This is a genomic window from Streptomyces massasporeus, assembly GCF_014648995.1.
GTDB classification, from domain to species: Bacteria; Actinomycetota; Actinomycetes; order Streptomycetales; family Streptomycetaceae; genus Streptomyces; species Streptomyces massasporeus.
The window spans coordinates 17,919-31,970 of the sequence record NZ_BMSE01000011.1 but is presented as its reverse complement, the minus strand read 5'-3'; the positions used below and the strand labels follow the sequence as shown (position 1 = coordinate 31,970).

Sequence of the window (14,052 nt, the reverse complement as noted above, 5' to 3'; positions counted from 1 at the left end):
TGCTCAGTCTTCGAGGAGGCGGACCAGCACGGTGGCGTGGCTCTGCTCCGGCGTCTTCGACGCGGTCAGCAGGGTCACGTCGCCCTCGCGGACCAGATCACGCACGCTGTCGAGCGCCTCGGCGGCCTCGTCGGCGGCGAGCTCCGCCTCGTACCGCTCGGCGAACTCCTCGTACGAGCCCTCGCCCGCGTGGTACCAGCGGCGCAGCTCCGTCGACGGGGTGAGCGCCTTCGGCCACTCGTCCACCCGGGCCGCGTCCTTCGCCAGCCCGCGCGGCCACAGCCGGTCGACCAGCACCCGCACCCCGTCCTCCGGCTCGGCGGGATCGTAGACGCGGCGCACGCGCACGCTCATGGTCGGGTCCTCTCCGCGGCGAAACGGATACGTGCCGCGAGCCTAACCCCGGCCGGACGCCCGCACCCCTGGGGACGGCTGCGGAGCAGCGAGCATCCCCAGGGGTGCGGGCCGATGTCAGCCGGAGCGGCGGCGGGCGGCCGTGCGGCGCTTCAGCGCACGCCGTTCGTTCTCGCTCGTCCCGCCCCAGACGCCGATGGACTGACCCGTGTCCAGGGCCCATTGCAGACACTGCTCCTGCACAGGGCAGCGCCGTCGGCACACCGCCTTGGCCTGCTCCGTCTGCAACAGAGCCGGGCCGGAGGTGCCGATCGGGAAGAAGAGCTCGGGGTCCTCGTGCCGACAGGCAGCGTGGTCTCGCCAGTTGTCCATCGAAGTCACCTGCATCGCAGTAGAAACGTGCTCTCTCGTCTGCTTACTCCTTTTCGGGTGACCTGTCGATGCGCGCTGAAACAGGGCGTTCCCAGACAGTCGTTCACTGCTCCCGCATGCCCCAGGGGGAGCCGTAGTCCGTCAGCAGGTCCAGGAACGGCCGGGCCGGGAAGGCCTCCGGGCCGAGCACCCCCGCACCGGACCAGGCGCCCGTGGCGAGGAGTTCGAGCGCGACGACGGGGTTGATCGCCGTCTGCCACACCACCGCCTGGGAGCCGTACTCCGCCATCGACCACTGGTTGTCGACCACGTGGTACAGGTACACCTCACGCGGCTCGCCGTCCTTCACGCCCCGCACCCAGGTGCCCGCACACGTCTTGCCGTGCATCCGCTCGCCGAGGGTGGCCGGGTCGGGAAGGCACGCGGCGACCACGTCCCGCGGCGATACCTTCACCGGTCCGTCCGGCCCGGGCACGGCCACCGGGTCGGTGCGGTCCAGGCCCAGCAGATGCAGCGTCTTCAGCGTCTCGACGAACTCCCGGCCCAGGCCGTACTTGAAGGTCACCCGGCGCGCGTCGACCCAGCGCGGAACGAGCAGCACCTCCTCGTGTTCCACGTTCACGCACTCGACCGGGCCGATGCCCTCGGGGAAGTCGAAGACCTCGGGCTCGCTGAACGGCTCCGTGGTGAACCAGCCCTTGCCCGTCTCGTAGACGACCGGCGGGTTGAGACACTCCTCGATGGTGGTCCAGATGCTGAACGAGGGCGCGAAGTCGTAGCCGTCCACGGTCAGGTTCGCCCCGTCGCGGATGCCGATCTCCTCGATCTCGTCGAAGAGTTCGTCGGCGGCGTACCGCGCGAAGACGTCCGACAGGCCCGGCTCCACGCCCATGCCGACGAGGGCCAGCAGCCCCTCCTTCTCCCAGTCGGCGGCCTGCGTGAACTGCTCGTCGCCGAGCTTGACCCCGCACTCCTCGTAGGGGCGCTCGGCGTGTGGGCGGGACAGCGACATCGCCATGTCGAGATAGGTGGCGCCCGCGGCGCGGGCCGCGCGGAACAGGGGCATCACGAAGCGGGGGTCGGTGGCGTTGAGCAGGACGTCGCAGTGATGCCACCGGAGCAGGCGTTCGACCGCCGCCTCGTCGCCCGCGTCCACCTGCTCCGCGGTGAACCGCGCGTCGCCGTTCAGGGCCGCGACCGCCGCCTCGGCCCGGCCCGGGTCGTAGTCCGCCACCACCATCGCCTCGAAGAACGGCCGCCGGGCCGCGATCCGGGTGATCGCCCCGCCCACACCACCGGCACCCACGAGCAGTACACGCATGACAGAAACTCCCTATTTGCGAAGAACGTGACGCGTCCTTGCAGAGATGAAACGCCGCCCCGTGTCATAAGGTCAATGGCGTTGGCATAAGGAGGGAGACGTCGTGCCCAAGCCCGTGGTGCCCGAGGAGAAACGCCGCCGGCGCCGGCCCACCAAGAGCGGCACCGTGCTGTCCGAGGAGCTGATCGTCGAGACCGCGTTGCGCATGCTGCGCGAACACGGCAGCGCCGGACTCACCGCCCGCCGGCTGGGCCTCGCCCTGGACGCCGACCCGAGCACGCTCTACCGGTACTTCCGCGGCATGGACGACCTGACCCTCGCCATCGGCGACGCGCTCATCGGCCAGGCCCTTCAGGGCTGGCGGTCCACGGGGGAGTGGCGGGCGGACCTGCGGTCCTTCGGGCTGCGCATCCACGCCGCGTACCTCGCCCATCCGCAGGCCGCCCTGCTCACCACCAACCGCGTCACGGGACGGGCCCACGAGCTGGCCGCGGACGAGGCCGTCCTGGACGTCCTGCGCAGGGCCGGTTTCCCCCTGCCCGACACCGTGCGCATCTACCACGCCTTCATCGACCAGACCCTGGCCTTCGCCGCGCTGGACGCCGCCTCGCTGGCCCTGCCCAGCGACTCGCTGCACGCCGACGAGGACATGTGGCGTTCGACGTACGCCCATCTGCCCGCCACCACCCATCCCCGCATCGCCGAGGCGGCCCCCCTGCTCGCCACCCGGATGCTCACCAGCGCCTACCCGACGGCTCTGGAGATGCTGCTGGACAGCGCGGCGGCCCGGCTGGAGGGCATCCGCGGCTGAGTCGTCAGGCCCGCAGTGTCCCGGCCGCCGTCGCCGTCACCGTGTCCGCCACCTGCGCCAGCGCCGGCGAGTCGAGCTTCCACTGCTGCCAGTACAGCGGCACGTCGACCGCGCGGCCCGGGGCGATACCGACGAGCCGGCCGTCGCGCAGCAGCGGATCCGCCTGGGGCTTCGGCACCAGGCCCCACCCCAGCCCGGCGGCGACGGCCTCGACGAACCCCTCCGAGGTCGGCACGTAGTGCCGCAGCGCGCTCGCGCCGCTCCGCCCCCGGGTGAGCCGGCGGACGAAGCCGTCCTGGAAGTCGTCACGCCGGTCGAACACCACCACGGGCACTTCCGTGAGCACCTGCGCCAGTGGCCCGCCGAGGTGGTGCGCGGCGAAGCCGGGCGTGGCCACCGGCAGGTACCGCATCCGCCCGAGCGACCGCACGGAGCAGCCCGGCACCGGGTCGGGCGACGAGGTCACCGCGGCCATCACCACGCCCTCCCGCAGCAGGGCCGCCGTGTGGTCCTCGTCCTCGCGGCGCAATTCGAAGCAGAGCCGCGGCTCCTGCGGCACGCGCGAGAGCACGGGCAGGAACCAGGTGGCCAGCGAGTCCGCGTTCACCGCGACCGACACCCGGACCGGCTCCCCGCTGTCGGCCAGCCCCAGCTCCGCGTAGGCGTCGTGCTCCAGCCGTGCCACCTGGCGGGCCAACCGGACCAGCACCTCACCCGACTCGGTCGGCCGCACCGGCTTGGTCCGCAGCAGCAGGACCCGGCCCGTGCGCTGCTCCAGCGCCTTCACCCGCTGGCTGATCGCCGACGGCGTCACATGCAGCGTGGCCGCCGCCGCGTCGAACGTCCCCTCGTCCACGACGGCGAGCAGGGTCCGCACTTGGTCCAGCGGGAGATCGGTCATCATCACGCGTGCTAATGATACGTAAGAATCTTTAGCTGGACCCGGATGGGGCGCGTCCGTAGCGTCGACGCCATGACCAGCACCTTCACCGCCGGCGCCGCCGGTTTCGGCACCGGACTGTCCCTCATCGTCGCCATCGGCGCCCAGAACGCCTTCGTCCTGCGCCAGGGGATCCGCCGCCAGGCCGTCCTCGCCGTGGTCGCCATCTGCGCCCTGTCGGACGCGGCGCTGATCGCGCTCGGCGTCGGCGGGGTCGGCGCGGTGGTGGTGAAGTGGCCGGCGGCCCTGACGGTGGTCGGCTGGGTCGGCGGCGCGTTCCTGCTGGTCTACGGAGCGCTGGCCGCCCGCCGGGTGCTGCGGCCCGGCGGTGACGCGCTGCGCACGGAGGGGGAGGCGGCCGGATCGGTGCGCCGGGCCGTGCTTACCTGCCTGGCGATGACCTGGCTCAACCCGCACGTCTACCTCGACACCGTCTTCCTGCTGGGCTCCGTCGCGGCCGACCACGGCGAGCTGCGCTGGACCTTCGGCCTGGGCGCGGTACTGGCCAGCCTGTGCTGGTTCACCGCCCTCGGGTTCGGCGCCCGGATGCTCGGCCGTTTCCTCGCCAAGCCGGCCGCCTGGCGCGTCCTGGACGGCCTGGTCGCCGCCACGATGATCGTGCTCGGCGCCGTGCTCATCGTCGGAAGCTGACACCTCGGCCGCGGTGGCCGGACCGGCTGGTGCGATAGTGATCCCCGCCTGAAAGATGTAGCGAGCATCGAGGAAGCGGCGCGTGGACACGAGCGAGAGCACGACCGAAGAGCGGGAACCCGATCCGCAGGCGCCCCGGCGGCGCGGCTGGCGGCGCTGGGCCATGGACACCCGCCCCCTGCGCCGCCCCGCCTATCGGCGGTTGTGGGGCTCGACGATCGTCACGGCCGTCGGCAGCCAGCTCACCGCCGTCGCGGTCCCCAAGCAGATCTACGACATCACCGGCTCCTCGGCGTGGGTCGGCGCCGCGAGCCTGGCGGGGCTCGTGCCCCTGATCGTGTTCGCGCTGTGGGGCGGGGCGATCGCCGACACCATGGACCGTCGCAGGCTGCTGCTGATCACCAACAGCGGCATCGCCGTCACCTCGCTGCTGTTCTGGCTCCAGGCCTTCGCGGGCCTGGAGTCGGTGGGTGCGCTCATGCTGCTGCTCGCCGTGCAGCAGGCCTTCTGGGGCCTGAACGCGCCGGCCCGCACCGCCTCGATAGCCCGGCTGGTCCCCCAGGACGAACTGCCCGCCGCGGGCGCCCTCGGCTCGACCGTGATGCAGACCGGGCAGGTGGCGGGCCCTCTGCTCGCCGGCGCCCTCATCCCCGTCATCGGGCTGCCCGAGCTGTACCTCATCGACGCCCTGGCCCTGTGCGTGACGGTGTGGGCCGTGTACCGGCTGCCGTCGCTGCCGCCCCTGGCCGGCACGGCGGTGCGGCGCGCGGGCGTGAAGGAGATCGCCGCCGGTTTTCGCTACATCTCCGGGCACACGGTGCTGCTGCTGTCGTTCCTCGCCGACATCATCGCCATGGTCCTCGGCATGCCCCGCGCCCTGTTCCCGCAGCTCGCCTCCCAGACCTACGCCCCGTACGGCGAGGGCCTCGCGCTGGGTCTGCTGTTCGCGGCGATCCCCATCGGCGCCGTGCTGGGCGGGGTGTTCTCCGGCACCTTCTCCCGGGCCCGGCGGCACGGCTGGATGGTGATCGGGGCGGTGGTCGCCTGGGGTGCGGCCATCGCGGGCTTCGGGCTGAGCCGCCATCTTTGGGTCGCGGTGGCGTTCCTCGCCCTGGCCGGGGTGGCCGACATGGTTTCCATGGTCTTCCGCGGGGCGATCCTGCTGTCCGCCGCCACCGACGAGATGCGCGGGCGGATGCAGGGTGTGTTCACCGTCGTCGTGGCGGGCGGCCCCCGACTCGCGGACGTGCTGCACGGCACCGCGGGGTCCGCCTTCGGCCCCCGCACCGCCGTCGCAGGCGGTGGTTTCCTGGTCGTGGCGGTGATGCTGGTGCTGGCCGCCGCCGTACCGGCGCTGCGGCGCTACCGCGTCTGACGTCTCACAGCGCTCCCCGCCGGTGCAGGGTGTACTGCTCCATCAGCTTGCCCCGGGTCATCTCCAGCCGGTGCGCGAGCACCTCGGCGACGTTGCGCACCAGCATCACCCCGAGCTCCGGCTCCTCCTCGCACAGGGTCAGTACGGCCTGCGCGTCGAACTCGTAGGCCCGCACCGGACTGAAGGCCACCGCGCCGAAGTCCCAGGTGTACGGCGGGAACAGCCATGACCAGCCGAGCAGGTCGCCCGCGCCGAGGCTGGCCACGGTCACCCGCTGCAGGGAGTTCACCTGCTGGTCCAGGGAGACGGCGCCGGAGCGGATGACCCAGAAGCGGTCGGCCGGGCCGTCCGCCTCGAAGATCCGGGCGTCCTCCGGGAAGGACACCTCCCGGGCGAGCGTCATCAGCCGCTGCCGTTGCGGCGGAGGCAGGGCGGTCAGGAGTTTGATCGCTTTGGTCATGCGGAGCTCCTCGCCGGGCGGTCGACTGCGGTGCTGTCCCTATGCCCATTTCAGCCGCTGGTGGGGCCTTGGGCACCTCGGCGTACGAGACTTCTTGCGGCGGACCGTCCGGGCATGAAAAAGCCCTGGCTGGACGGGGGAGACCAGCCAGGGCCGTACTGCGGTGATGCACGGAGGACGAGGGGTCGACTCCGTCACCACTTATGAATGAACGGTAAACCATCTAGGGGCCTTGCGCGCACCCGGGACCCGGCTGCGTGACCCGTTTCACTTCCGGGGTCACTCCGCGAGCACCCGGATCGTCTCCGGCTCGGGGTCCTCCGGTCATGCAGGTTCATGCCCGCGTCGAGCCCCGTGCGCAGGCACGCGAGCACCGGCTCCGTCGGGCGTCGCCCGGGAGGACCGCGGGGATGCCCGGGGGATACGGCGTGATCATCTCGGCCGCGATCCGCCCGCCGCCTCGGCCACCGGCGCGGACTCGGCCGGACCGAAGAAGGCCTCCTGGGGCAGCACCGCCTGCTCCATCCGCAGCACGCCGGGGGCGGTGTCCAGACCGCCCGAGGCCGGCACGTCCTCGTGGAACACCGCGTCACCGAGGATCTCCCGGAACGCCGGAACGCCGGAACGCCGGAACGCCGGATCGGCCCCCGGGCCTGCTTGTGCCCGGGGAGTGAACGACAGATGCCCCTTGCGTCGGTACTCGTCCAGCTCTTTTCGGAACCGTTGCTCGCGTGCGGTCGGCGGTCATACGCGCCGGGTTTCCGGCGTGTGCCTTCGCAATCCGGCCCCGCCCGCACGGGCACCCGCCTCCGCCCGGTCAGTCGTCCGGCACGTGCTTGCCCGGAGTCACGATCTCGTCCAGCACCCGCAGCACCGCCTCGTAGGACATCTGCCGCACGGCCGCGTCCCGGGCCCCCTGCGGGTCGGTCGCATCCAGCTCCTCGCTCCTGGTCCGCCACGTCCGCTCCTCCTGCACCGCGCAGTCCCTCGCACGCCGGATACGCCGCAGCAGCTCGTCCGAATCCACCACATCGGTCATGCACACCGCGTACCCGCCCAGCGGCCGGAGATGGCATGGGCCCAGGACCGTTCGAGGTGTTTTTCGGGTCTTCCGGCCGCACCCGAGGTTTGCAGATGCGGGGAGGGGTGAGCCGAAGAGTATGACCGCGGCGCTCGCGCGGTGCGCGTCCCGAACGCCGTGTCAGGTGGAGCAAGCAGTGGGTCCGTGGACCCCGGGCAGACCCGTGCGGGCGGCCCCGGTACGCGGTACGGACCCGGTATCCGTTCGCGCTGTCAGGAGCTGCAGAATGTGCGACGAGCACATGATCGAATCCGTCCTCGGGCCGCCCGGCGCCCACCGTACCCGGCCCAGCAAACCCGCCGAGGCGCGCCGAGCGGTGGAGCGGGCCGTGGCCGAACGCTGCCGGGCCACCCACACCCCGTGCGACACGGACGCCCTGTCCGACGCGCTGCTCGTCGTCTCGGAACTGACGACCAACGCGATTCTGCACGGTGGCGGTGTGACCGACTTCCAGGTGGACGTCGACGGCCCCGGTGTACGCCTCTCGGTGAGCGACCGCAGTGACGCACTGCCCGTGACCATGCCCCGCACCGATCCCCACGGACGGCTGCGGCACGGCGGCCACGGCTGGCCCATCGTCTGCCGGCTCTCCCGCGACGTCCGTGTGTCGGATCTGCCTGCCGGGGGCAAGTGCATCACTGCCGTCGTACCCCTGTCCTGACCACCGCGAGCGGTGCCCAACAAATTGCACTGCAAAGCGGAGTTTGTTCCCCCAGGGCCAGGGCAGACGCAATTTCGTGCTTCGGACCGGAGGCGCGCCAGCGGGAGCGGTACTACTGCCCCCGGAGGCCTCCAGGCGTATCCGGGCAGCAACCATCCCGCGGTCAGTCCCTGAAACCACCGTTCAGGAGCGAATCCGCATGCTCATCGAAACGCCCACCCATCGTCCCGGCACGCCCGAAACGACGACCACCGCCACCCGGCGGCGTCACGACGACGCCCCCGACACAGCCGCCCTCTTCGCCCGTATGGCGGAACTGGAAGAGGGCCCCGAGCGGGAGGCCGTCCGCGACGAACTGGTCACCCTGTGGCTGCCCATGGCCCACCGCATCGCCGGCCGCTTCCGCGACCGCGGAGAGTCGATCGAGGATCTCCGTCAGGTCGCCGCGCTGGGCCTGGTCAAGGCCATCGACCGGTTCGACCCGAGCCGGGGTGCCTTCGAGAGTTACGCCGTCCCCACCATCACCGGTGAGGTCAAGCGGCACTTCCGGGACCGTATGTGGGCCCTGCGAGTCCCCCGCCGTGTGCAGGAACTGCGCAACAAGGTGCGGGTGGCACGCCGCGAACTCACCCAGAACCCGGGCAGCCCCGAGCCCTCCGTGGCGGACCTCGCCACCCACACCGGCCTGACCGAGGAAGAGGTCAACGCCGGGCTCGAGGCGCTGGACAGCTTCAGCACCCTGTCGCTGGACGCCGAGCTCTCGGCCGACGACGACGGCTACAGCCTCGCGGACACCCTCGGCGCGGCGGACTCCTCCTACGACGTCGTCGTGGACCGCGAGTCCGCCAAGGAAGGCCTGCGCCGTCTGCCGGAACGCGAACGGGCCATCCTCTACATGCGCTTCTTCGAGGACATGACCCAGAGCCGCATCGCCGACCACCTCGGCATCTCCCAGATGCACGTCTCCCGCCTCATCAGCCGCAGCTGCGCCCGGGTGCGCGACGAGGTCCTGGGGCAGCGGACGGGCAACCGGGGCAGCGGCCCCTCCACGACGGCCTGACCATCCGACCCCACGAGGAGCGAACGACCATGCTGAGGCCCCACCCCGCCGTGCTGCGCCGACTCGTCGACGAGTACGAGGCCCTGACGGGCACCGAGGGCGCCCGCGGACCGGGGGAGCTGGATACCAGGGCACGCGACCTGGCGTACACGCTGTGCGTGTCGACCGGCACCCGCGACGTCCGGCGCGCCCTGGAAGCCGCCCGCCAGTGGCTCGCCGCCGCACCCGCGCCGGCCCCCGAGCCCGCCGCGCCGGCGAGCGCACAGCGCATGCCCACCCCGGAGCCCGCCTGATGAGTGTGTGCCGCTGACACGACGGGGAAGGCGAACCGGAACGAGAGCCCGGCCGGCGGCGCAAGCCGCGGCCGGGCCCGTTCACGTCACCGCCATCGAGATTCCGGGAGTCCCATGTCCACAACCCGCCGGCCAGTGGCCGACGACGGCGAGCTGGAGTACCTGCGCGCCGAGCTGCGTGACCTGCGGGCCCGGGCTCGCGTCCGCCCGCTGATCTCGCAGGCCCAGGGCATCGTGCAGGAGCGCTACGCGCTGCCCGACGGGGAGAGCGCCTTCGCGCTGATGCAGCGGGCGTCACAGCGCTACAACGTCAAGCTCCGCACGCTGGCAGGTGTGCTGGTGACCACGCCGCGCCCGGACGGGCCGGGGAGGCCGTGGTTCCCGGAACGCGTCCGCGGGCCGGAACCCGACCTGACCTTCACCCGGGCGCACCGCTCCGGGTCCGGCAGCCGCGGTGCCGTCCTGAAGGCCGTGCTGCGTACCACCCTGGCGGTGGTCGGCACCGACATGGGCAATGTGCAGCTCGCCGACCCGGCCCGGGGAGGGCTGCGCATCGAGCAGCACACCGGCCTCACGGACGACTTCGTCGACTTCTTCGCCCACGTCGGCGAGGAGGGCACGTCCTGCGCGCAGGCGGCCCGGGACCTCGCCCAGGTCACCGTGCACGACGTGGAGAGTGCTCCGGTGTTCACCGAACCGGCCCGGCAGGCCATCCTCGCGGCGGGCAGCAGGTCCTGCCACAGCGTCCCCCTGACGACCGCGTCCGGGCTGTGCGTCGGCATGGTATCGGCCCACCTGGACCGGCCCCTCGACGCACTGACGACGACCCAGACGAAGGCCCTCGACACCATCGGCGGCCAGGCGGGCCGCTGGCTCGCCTGGCACGACGGCACCGTGGTCCTGGACGCGCTGGAACATCTGCACGCCCTCGGCAGCGCCGGCCGCGGATCGCGGTTCCGGCGGTCCTGACCGGCTACGGAGGCGGCGCCCCGGCGCCGCCGGAACGCCGGCTGAAAGCGGAATCGCCTGGTCCGAGGGCTGTGGAGGGTGTGTGAACGCCGACCCGGGGCATCCGCACTGCCGGGAGGTCGACATGAACACGAGTGCGATGGCACAGAGCGGTCGATTCCGGGCCCGGCGGATGGCGCGGGGTTCGGTGACCGAGGGGGCGGCGCGGGCGGGTTTCGCCGCCCGGGGCGTGATCTATCTGCTCGTCGGAGCGCTGGCCCTGCAGATCGCCTTCGGCGACACCGGGCGCCAGGCCGACCGCGGGGGAGCCCTGCAGGAACTGGCACAGAAGCCCTTCGGTGCGGTGCTGCTGTGGGCGCTGGGCATCGGGCTCGTCGGCATGGCCCTGTGGCGGCTGTCCGAAGCGCTCTTCGGCTCGATCGGCAAGGACGGCCGCAGCGCACGCAAGCGGCTGATGGCGGCGGTCCGCTTCGCCTTCTACGTCTTCGTCGCCTACTCGGTGCTGTCGTTCGCCCTCAGCCGTCACCAGAGCGGCGGATCCAGCGACCAGCAGTCCCGGGACGCCACGGCCAGGGTCCTGGAGATACCCGCCGGACAGTGGCTGGTCGGCGCCGCCGGCATCGGGATCGTCGTGGCCGGCGGCTGGATCGCCGTCCGCGCGGTGCTGCGCAAGTACCACGACAAACTCCGGCTGGGGCAGATGAGCCGGCGGACGCGACAGCTGGTGGACGTCACCGGCGTGGCCGGCGGCGCCGCCCGCGGGCTGGTGTTCGCGGTGGCCGGGGTCTTCGCCGTCCGCGCCGCCATCGACTACGAACCCGACAAGGCCAAGGGCCTGGACGACACCCTGCGCACCTTCGCCGACACCCCGCTCGGCCCCTGGCTGCTGGTCTGCGTGGCGGCCGGGCTGGTGCTCTTCGGAGTGTTCTCGTTCGCCATGGCTCGGTGGCGACGCGTCTGAGCCGCGTTTCGTGGGGAACACGATGCCAATGAGCGATTCCGAGATTCCGCATGGCGACGGCCGGCCCGTGGACGCGTACCTGGACCTCCTGCGCATCCGGATGGACACGGAGGACTACCGCCTTCTGATGCGCGCGGTGGAACCCGTCCTGGAGGCGATCGACGAGGAACGCCTGTCCAGCCTCGACTTCGCGCTCGACTCCGGCGCCAACGACGAACTGCCCCAGGAGGTCCGTGACGAGGTGGCCCTCGTCATCGCCACCGCCGTCACCGGCCGCCTGGACAACGAAGTGGTCGAACTCGACGTCGACGACACCGGCCCGGTCAGGATCGTCACGGACGCCACCACCGCGTCCGACCCGGTCCGCCTCGGCGAGATAGCCGACTACATCCGGGACCGGCACAAGCAGACCGAGGAGCTGCGGGGCATCGCCGAGGTGAGCGGGCTGCCCACGGACTTCTGACGGGCGGCGGCCCGCACCCGTGGGCGGCGCTCAGCCCTTGGGCGCCGCCACCGGCACACCCAGTGGCCGGGCGAGACCCACCACGGCCTCGTCCAGCCGCTCCAGATGCCGCAGCACGCGGTCGGTGATGCGGCCGTAGCGCGGTGTGCCGGCGTCGGATCCCAACAGGGAGGCGATGCTCGGCCCGGTCTCGACCTGCGCGTCCGCGTGCTCGTCGGCGACCCGGGTAGCGATGGTCTCGATGTTGCGCACCGTGCGCCCGGCGGCCCCGCGCAGTCGCGGGTCCGCCGCGATCGAGGGATGCGTGGGCAGCAGCTCGGCGGTCGCCGCCAGCGTCCGCGCGTGGTACGCGCACGTCTCCAGCAGCGCCACCACGTACCGGGCCGTGTTGCGCCGGGTCCGCAGTGGCGTGACCGGGTGGGTCAGCGGCTGGGTCGCGGCCCGCAGATCGGCCAGCGCCTGGTCCAGGTCGCGCGCCTTGTCCAGCAGCTCGTCCGCCGGGCCGCCGCTGAGCTGGCCGACGGCGGCCTCGGTGACCTCGGCCAGCCGCTCCAGCACGGTGCCGAGCAGCTCGTTCGTACGGCGGTCCGTCTGCACCGGCAGCACCAGCGCCGCCGCCACCACCCCGCAGGCCGCGCCGAGCGCCGTCTCCTCGATGCGCAGTACGAGCACATCGAGGCTGTAGGTGTGCAGCAGTGTGTACAGCAGCCCGAGCATCGCGGTGACGAAGAACGACATCAGGGTGTACGACAGCGGCGCCGAGTAGAACATCGCGAAGATCAGCACCAGGACCAGGGCGAACGCCGTCCAGGTGTGGTTGCCGACCAGGCCCGCCAGCACGATGCCGGCCACGACGCCGAACACCGTCCCCAGCAGCCGCCGGTACCCCTTGACCAGGATCTCGCCCGTCGACGACGTGTTGATGAAGACGATCCAGCACGTCAGCACCGCCCAGTACCAGCGCTGCGTGGACAGCAGCTCGCCGCCCACGATGGCCAGCGACGAGCCGACGGCGACCTGCACGGCCGCACGGGTGGTGGGCCGCCGCAGTCCGGTCTGCTCCTCCTGCTCGGCCTCCTCGCCGCCGCCGTCGATCGCGGCGTCCTCGGCGTCCAGTTCCTCGCGGGAACGTGCCGTCGCCGGGGAGTCGTCCGACTCGTCCTGGGGGCCGTCCAGCGCGATCCGCAGCCCCAGCACGGAGCGGGCCGACTCGCCGATGCCGCGGAAGACGTCCTGGAGGGCGGCCGACGCGGGCGGCAGGTTCTCCTCGTCCCGGTAGCCGAGGAGCCGGTTGCGCACATGGGCCAGCCCGGTGCCCGTGTCGCCGCTTCCCGCCCGCAGCACCAGGGTGTGCAGCGCCAGCAGATCGCGGCGGAGCGTGGCGCCGGCCTCGTCCGGCATGTCCGCACCGGCGATCGTCGGTGCGGGCGCGCCCGGCAGGTGCAGGGTCAGTGTGTCGGCCCGTTCGGCGGTGCGGGCGGTCAGCAGCAACAGGCCGAGCCGCTCGGCGGCGATCTCGGCGTCGGCGATCCTGCGCTGCACGAGGCGTGCCGCCGACTCGTCCGGGGTGCCCTCCTCCAGCTGTCCCTGGATCATCATGGCCGTCTCGTGCAGCCGCGCGGTGCCGTCGCGCAGGGCCTTCAGCGCCTTGTCCATCTCCTCCGCGGGGGCGTCGAGGAGTTCGAGCTGCGCCGACACCAGCTGGGCCAGCCGGGCGCGGAAGGCCAGGCGCAGCCGCAGCAGCACACCCGTGGGCGTCGCGGGCACGACCGCGAAGCGCATCAGGGCACTGGAGCAGAACGCCACGGCCATGGCACCGCACAGCTCGGGCAGTGTGTCGACGGTGGCCCCGACGAACAGCGACAGGAAGTAGACCTGGAAGCCGATCAACCCGAGCGCGGTGCCCCGGTCGCCGAAGCGGCGGCCGTAGACCGCGCAGAAGATCAGGACGACGAAGAAGACGTCACCGACCACGACCCGCGTGTTGAGCACCGCGCTCAGGGACACCGAGGCCAGGGCCACCGGAAGCCCCAGAGCCAGGGTCACGGCCTGGGCCCCGAGCTGCTTCTCCCGGATGGCGAAGGTGGCGACCATCGCCGCGATGGCCCCCGCCACCAGAATGTGCACGTCGGCGCCGAGCAGGGAGAGCACGGCCAGCGTCAGCGCGATCGCGCCGACCGTCCGCAACCCGGCCGTCAGACGCAGCAGACCCGGGTCGGACGCCGCGATCCGGTCCCGCAGTCGTTCCCGCACCGCGCGTCCCGCTGCCCTCACGCCGCC

The 14,052-nt window shown here is 72.2% G+C and carries 16 protein-coding genes and 1 pseudogene; 9 read left to right on the top strand and 8 right to left on the bottom strand.

Translation table 11 applies throughout. The features are described from left to right. Nucleotides 1–3: 3 nt before the first annotated feature. The 3 genes from IE153_RS23455 to IE153_RS23445 form a co-directional block, all read right to left on the bottom strand. A complete protein-coding gene (locus IE153_RS23455; protein ID WP_189591789.1) occupies nucleotides 4–354 on the bottom strand; it encodes a DUF488 domain-containing protein in 351 nt (116 codons plus the stop codon). A 117-nt stretch (nucleotides 355–471) separates the two neighbouring features. Then, a complete protein-coding gene (locus IE153_RS23450) occupies nucleotides 472–726 on the bottom strand; it encodes a WhiB family transcriptional regulator (RefSeq protein WP_030844076.1) in 255 nt (84 codons plus the stop codon). A 103-nt stretch (nucleotides 727–829) separates the two neighbouring features. Further along, entirely contained in the window at nucleotides 830–2,047 is a 1,218-nt protein-coding gene (locus tag IE153_RS23445) for a saccharopine dehydrogenase family protein (protein WP_189591788.1), read from the bottom strand. A gap of 103 nt (nucleotides 2,048–2,150) precedes the next feature. On the opposite strand from IE153_RS23445, the gene IE153_RS23440 reads away from it, so the two are divergent. Continuing rightward, complete coding sequence (locus tag IE153_RS23440) at nucleotides 2,151–2,858, top strand: TetR/AcrR family transcriptional regulator (RefSeq protein WP_189591787.1); 708 nt, start codon at nucleotides 2,151–2,153, stop codon at nucleotides 2,856–2,858. A 4-nt stretch (nucleotides 2,859–2,862) separates the two neighbouring features. On the opposite strand, the gene IE153_RS23435 is transcribed toward IE153_RS23440, so the two are convergent. Next, nucleotides 2,863–3,762 carry a LysR family transcriptional regulator ArgP gene (locus IE153_RS23435; protein WP_189591993.1) on the bottom strand — a complete coding sequence of 300 codons (900 nt, stop codon included), beginning with the start codon at nucleotides 3,760–3,762 and terminating at the stop codon, nucleotides 2,863–2,865. A 69-nt stretch (nucleotides 3,763–3,831) separates the two neighbouring features. Between IE153_RS23435 and IE153_RS23430 the strand changes: the two genes are divergently transcribed. After that, entirely contained in the window at nucleotides 3,832–4,449 is a 618-nt protein-coding gene (locus IE153_RS23430) for a LysE/ArgO family amino acid transporter (protein WP_189591786.1), read from the top strand. 82 nt (nucleotides 4,450–4,531) lie between these two features. Further along, complete coding sequence (locus IE153_RS23425) at nucleotides 4,532–5,824, top strand: MFS transporter (RefSeq protein ID WP_189591785.1); 1,293 nt, start codon at nucleotides 4,532–4,534, stop codon at nucleotides 5,822–5,824. Between the two features lie 4 nt (nucleotides 5,825–5,828). Here IE153_RS23425 and IE153_RS23420 read toward each other — a convergent pair whose 3' ends face one another. From IE153_RS23420 to IE153_RS23410, 3 genes and pseudogenes are all read right to left on the bottom strand, one after another. Beyond that, entirely contained in the window at nucleotides 5,829–6,284 is a 456-nt protein-coding gene (locus IE153_RS23420; RefSeq protein ID WP_189591784.1) for a cyclic nucleotide-binding domain-containing protein, read from the bottom strand. Nucleotides 6,285–6,563: 279 nt separating this feature from the next. After that, nucleotides 6,564–6,824, bottom strand: a pseudogene (locus tag IE153_RS23415) (Orn/Lys/Arg family decarboxylase); the annotation flags it as partial. Nucleotides 6,825–7,101: 277 nt separating this feature from the next. After that, entirely contained in the window at nucleotides 7,102–7,323 is a 222-nt protein-coding gene (locus IE153_RS23410) for a hypothetical protein (RefSeq protein ID WP_189591783.1), read from the bottom strand. A 268-nt stretch (nucleotides 7,324–7,591) separates the two neighbouring features. Between IE153_RS23410 and IE153_RS23405 the strand changes: the two genes are divergently transcribed. From IE153_RS23405 to IE153_RS23380, 6 genes are all read left to right on the top strand, one after another. Further along, nucleotides 7,592–8,026, top strand: a complete 435-nt coding sequence (locus tag IE153_RS23405; RefSeq protein ID WP_184907033.1) for an ATP-binding protein — start codon at nucleotides 7,592–7,594, stop codon at nucleotides 8,024–8,026. A 199-nt stretch (nucleotides 8,027–8,225) separates the two neighbouring features. After that, the gene (locus tag IE153_RS23400; RefSeq protein ID WP_189591782.1) at nucleotides 8,226–9,086 is read left to right on the top strand and encodes a SigB/SigF/SigG family RNA polymerase sigma factor; all 861 of its coding nucleotides are present in this window, start codon (nucleotides 8,226–8,228) and stop codon (nucleotides 9,084–9,086) included. A 29-nt stretch (nucleotides 9,087–9,115) separates the two neighbouring features. Then, a complete protein-coding gene (locus tag IE153_RS23395; RefSeq protein ID WP_189591781.1) occupies nucleotides 9,116–9,379 on the top strand; it encodes a DUF5133 domain-containing protein in 264 nt (87 codons plus the stop codon). A 114-nt stretch (nucleotides 9,380–9,493) separates the two neighbouring features. Further along, nucleotides 9,494–10,348 (top strand): ANTAR domain-containing protein, encoded by an 855-nt coding sequence (locus IE153_RS23390; protein ID WP_189591780.1) that lies wholly within the window; start codon nucleotides 9,494–9,496, stop codon nucleotides 10,346–10,348. A gap of 124 nt (nucleotides 10,349–10,472) precedes the next feature. Beyond that, nucleotides 10,473–11,309 (top strand): DUF1206 domain-containing protein, encoded by an 837-nt coding sequence (locus IE153_RS23385; protein WP_189591779.1) that lies wholly within the window; start codon nucleotides 10,473–10,475, stop codon nucleotides 11,307–11,309. Between the two features lie 28 nt (nucleotides 11,310–11,337). Continuing rightward, nucleotides 11,338–11,772 carry a hypothetical protein gene (locus IE153_RS23380; protein ID WP_031113368.1) on the top strand — a complete coding sequence of 145 codons (435 nt, stop codon included), beginning with the start codon at nucleotides 11,338–11,340 and terminating at the stop codon, nucleotides 11,770–11,772. Nucleotides 11,773–11,802: 30 nt separating this feature from the next. On the opposite strand, the gene IE153_RS23375 is transcribed toward IE153_RS23380, so the two are convergent. Further along, nucleotides 11,803–14,046: an FUSC family protein gene (locus IE153_RS23375; protein WP_189591778.1), complete on the bottom strand. Its 2,244-nt coding sequence runs from the start codon at nucleotides 14,044–14,046 to the stop codon at nucleotides 11,803–11,805. Between the last annotated feature and the right edge of the window lie 6 nt (nucleotides 14,047–14,052).

Excerpts from the sequence above, each read along its gene's own strand:
- IE153_RS23455 (WP_189591789.1), bottom strand. The coding sequence starts at position 354 with ATGAGCGTGCGCGTGCGCCGCGTCTACGATCCCGCCGAGCCGGAGGAC.
- IE153_RS23450 (WP_030844076.1), bottom strand. The coding sequence starts at position 726 with ATGGACAACTGGCGAGACCACGCTGCCTGTCGGCACGAGGACCCCGAG.
- IE153_RS23445 (WP_189591788.1), bottom strand. The coding sequence starts at position 2,047 with ATGCGTGTACTGCTCGTGGGTGCCGGTGGTGTGGGCGGGGCGATCACC.
- IE153_RS23435 (WP_189591993.1), bottom strand. The coding sequence starts at position 3,762 with ATGATGACCGATCTCCCGCTGGACCAAGTGCGGACCCTGCTCGCCGTC.
- IE153_RS23430 (WP_189591786.1), top strand. The coding sequence starts at position 3,832 with ATGACCAGCACCTTCACCGCCGGCGCCGCCGGTTTCGGCACCGGACTG.
- IE153_RS23420 (WP_189591784.1), bottom strand. The coding sequence starts at position 6,284 with ATGACCAAAGCGATCAAACTCCTGACCGCCCTGCCTCCGCCGCAACGG.
- IE153_RS23410 (WP_189591783.1), bottom strand. The coding sequence starts at position 7,323 with ATGACCGATGTGGTGGATTCGGACGAGCTGCTGCGGCGTATCCGGCGT.
- IE153_RS23405 (WP_184907033.1), top strand. The coding sequence starts at position 7,592 with ATGTGCGACGAGCACATGATCGAATCCGTCCTCGGGCCGCCCGGCGCC.
- IE153_RS23400 (WP_189591782.1), top strand. The coding sequence starts at position 8,226 with ATGCTCATCGAAACGCCCACCCATCGTCCCGGCACGCCCGAAACGACG.
- IE153_RS23395 (WP_189591781.1), top strand. The coding sequence starts at position 9,116 with ATGCTGAGGCCCCACCCCGCCGTGCTGCGCCGACTCGTCGACGAGTAC.
- IE153_RS23390 (WP_189591780.1), top strand. The coding sequence starts at position 9,494 with ATGTCCACAACCCGCCGGCCAGTGGCCGACGACGGCGAGCTGGAGTAC.
- IE153_RS23385 (WP_189591779.1), top strand. The coding sequence starts at position 10,473 with ATGAACACGAGTGCGATGGCACAGAGCGGTCGATTCCGGGCCCGGCGG.
- IE153_RS23380 (WP_031113368.1), top strand. The coding sequence starts at position 11,338 with ATGAGCGATTCCGAGATTCCGCATGGCGACGGCCGGCCCGTGGACGCG.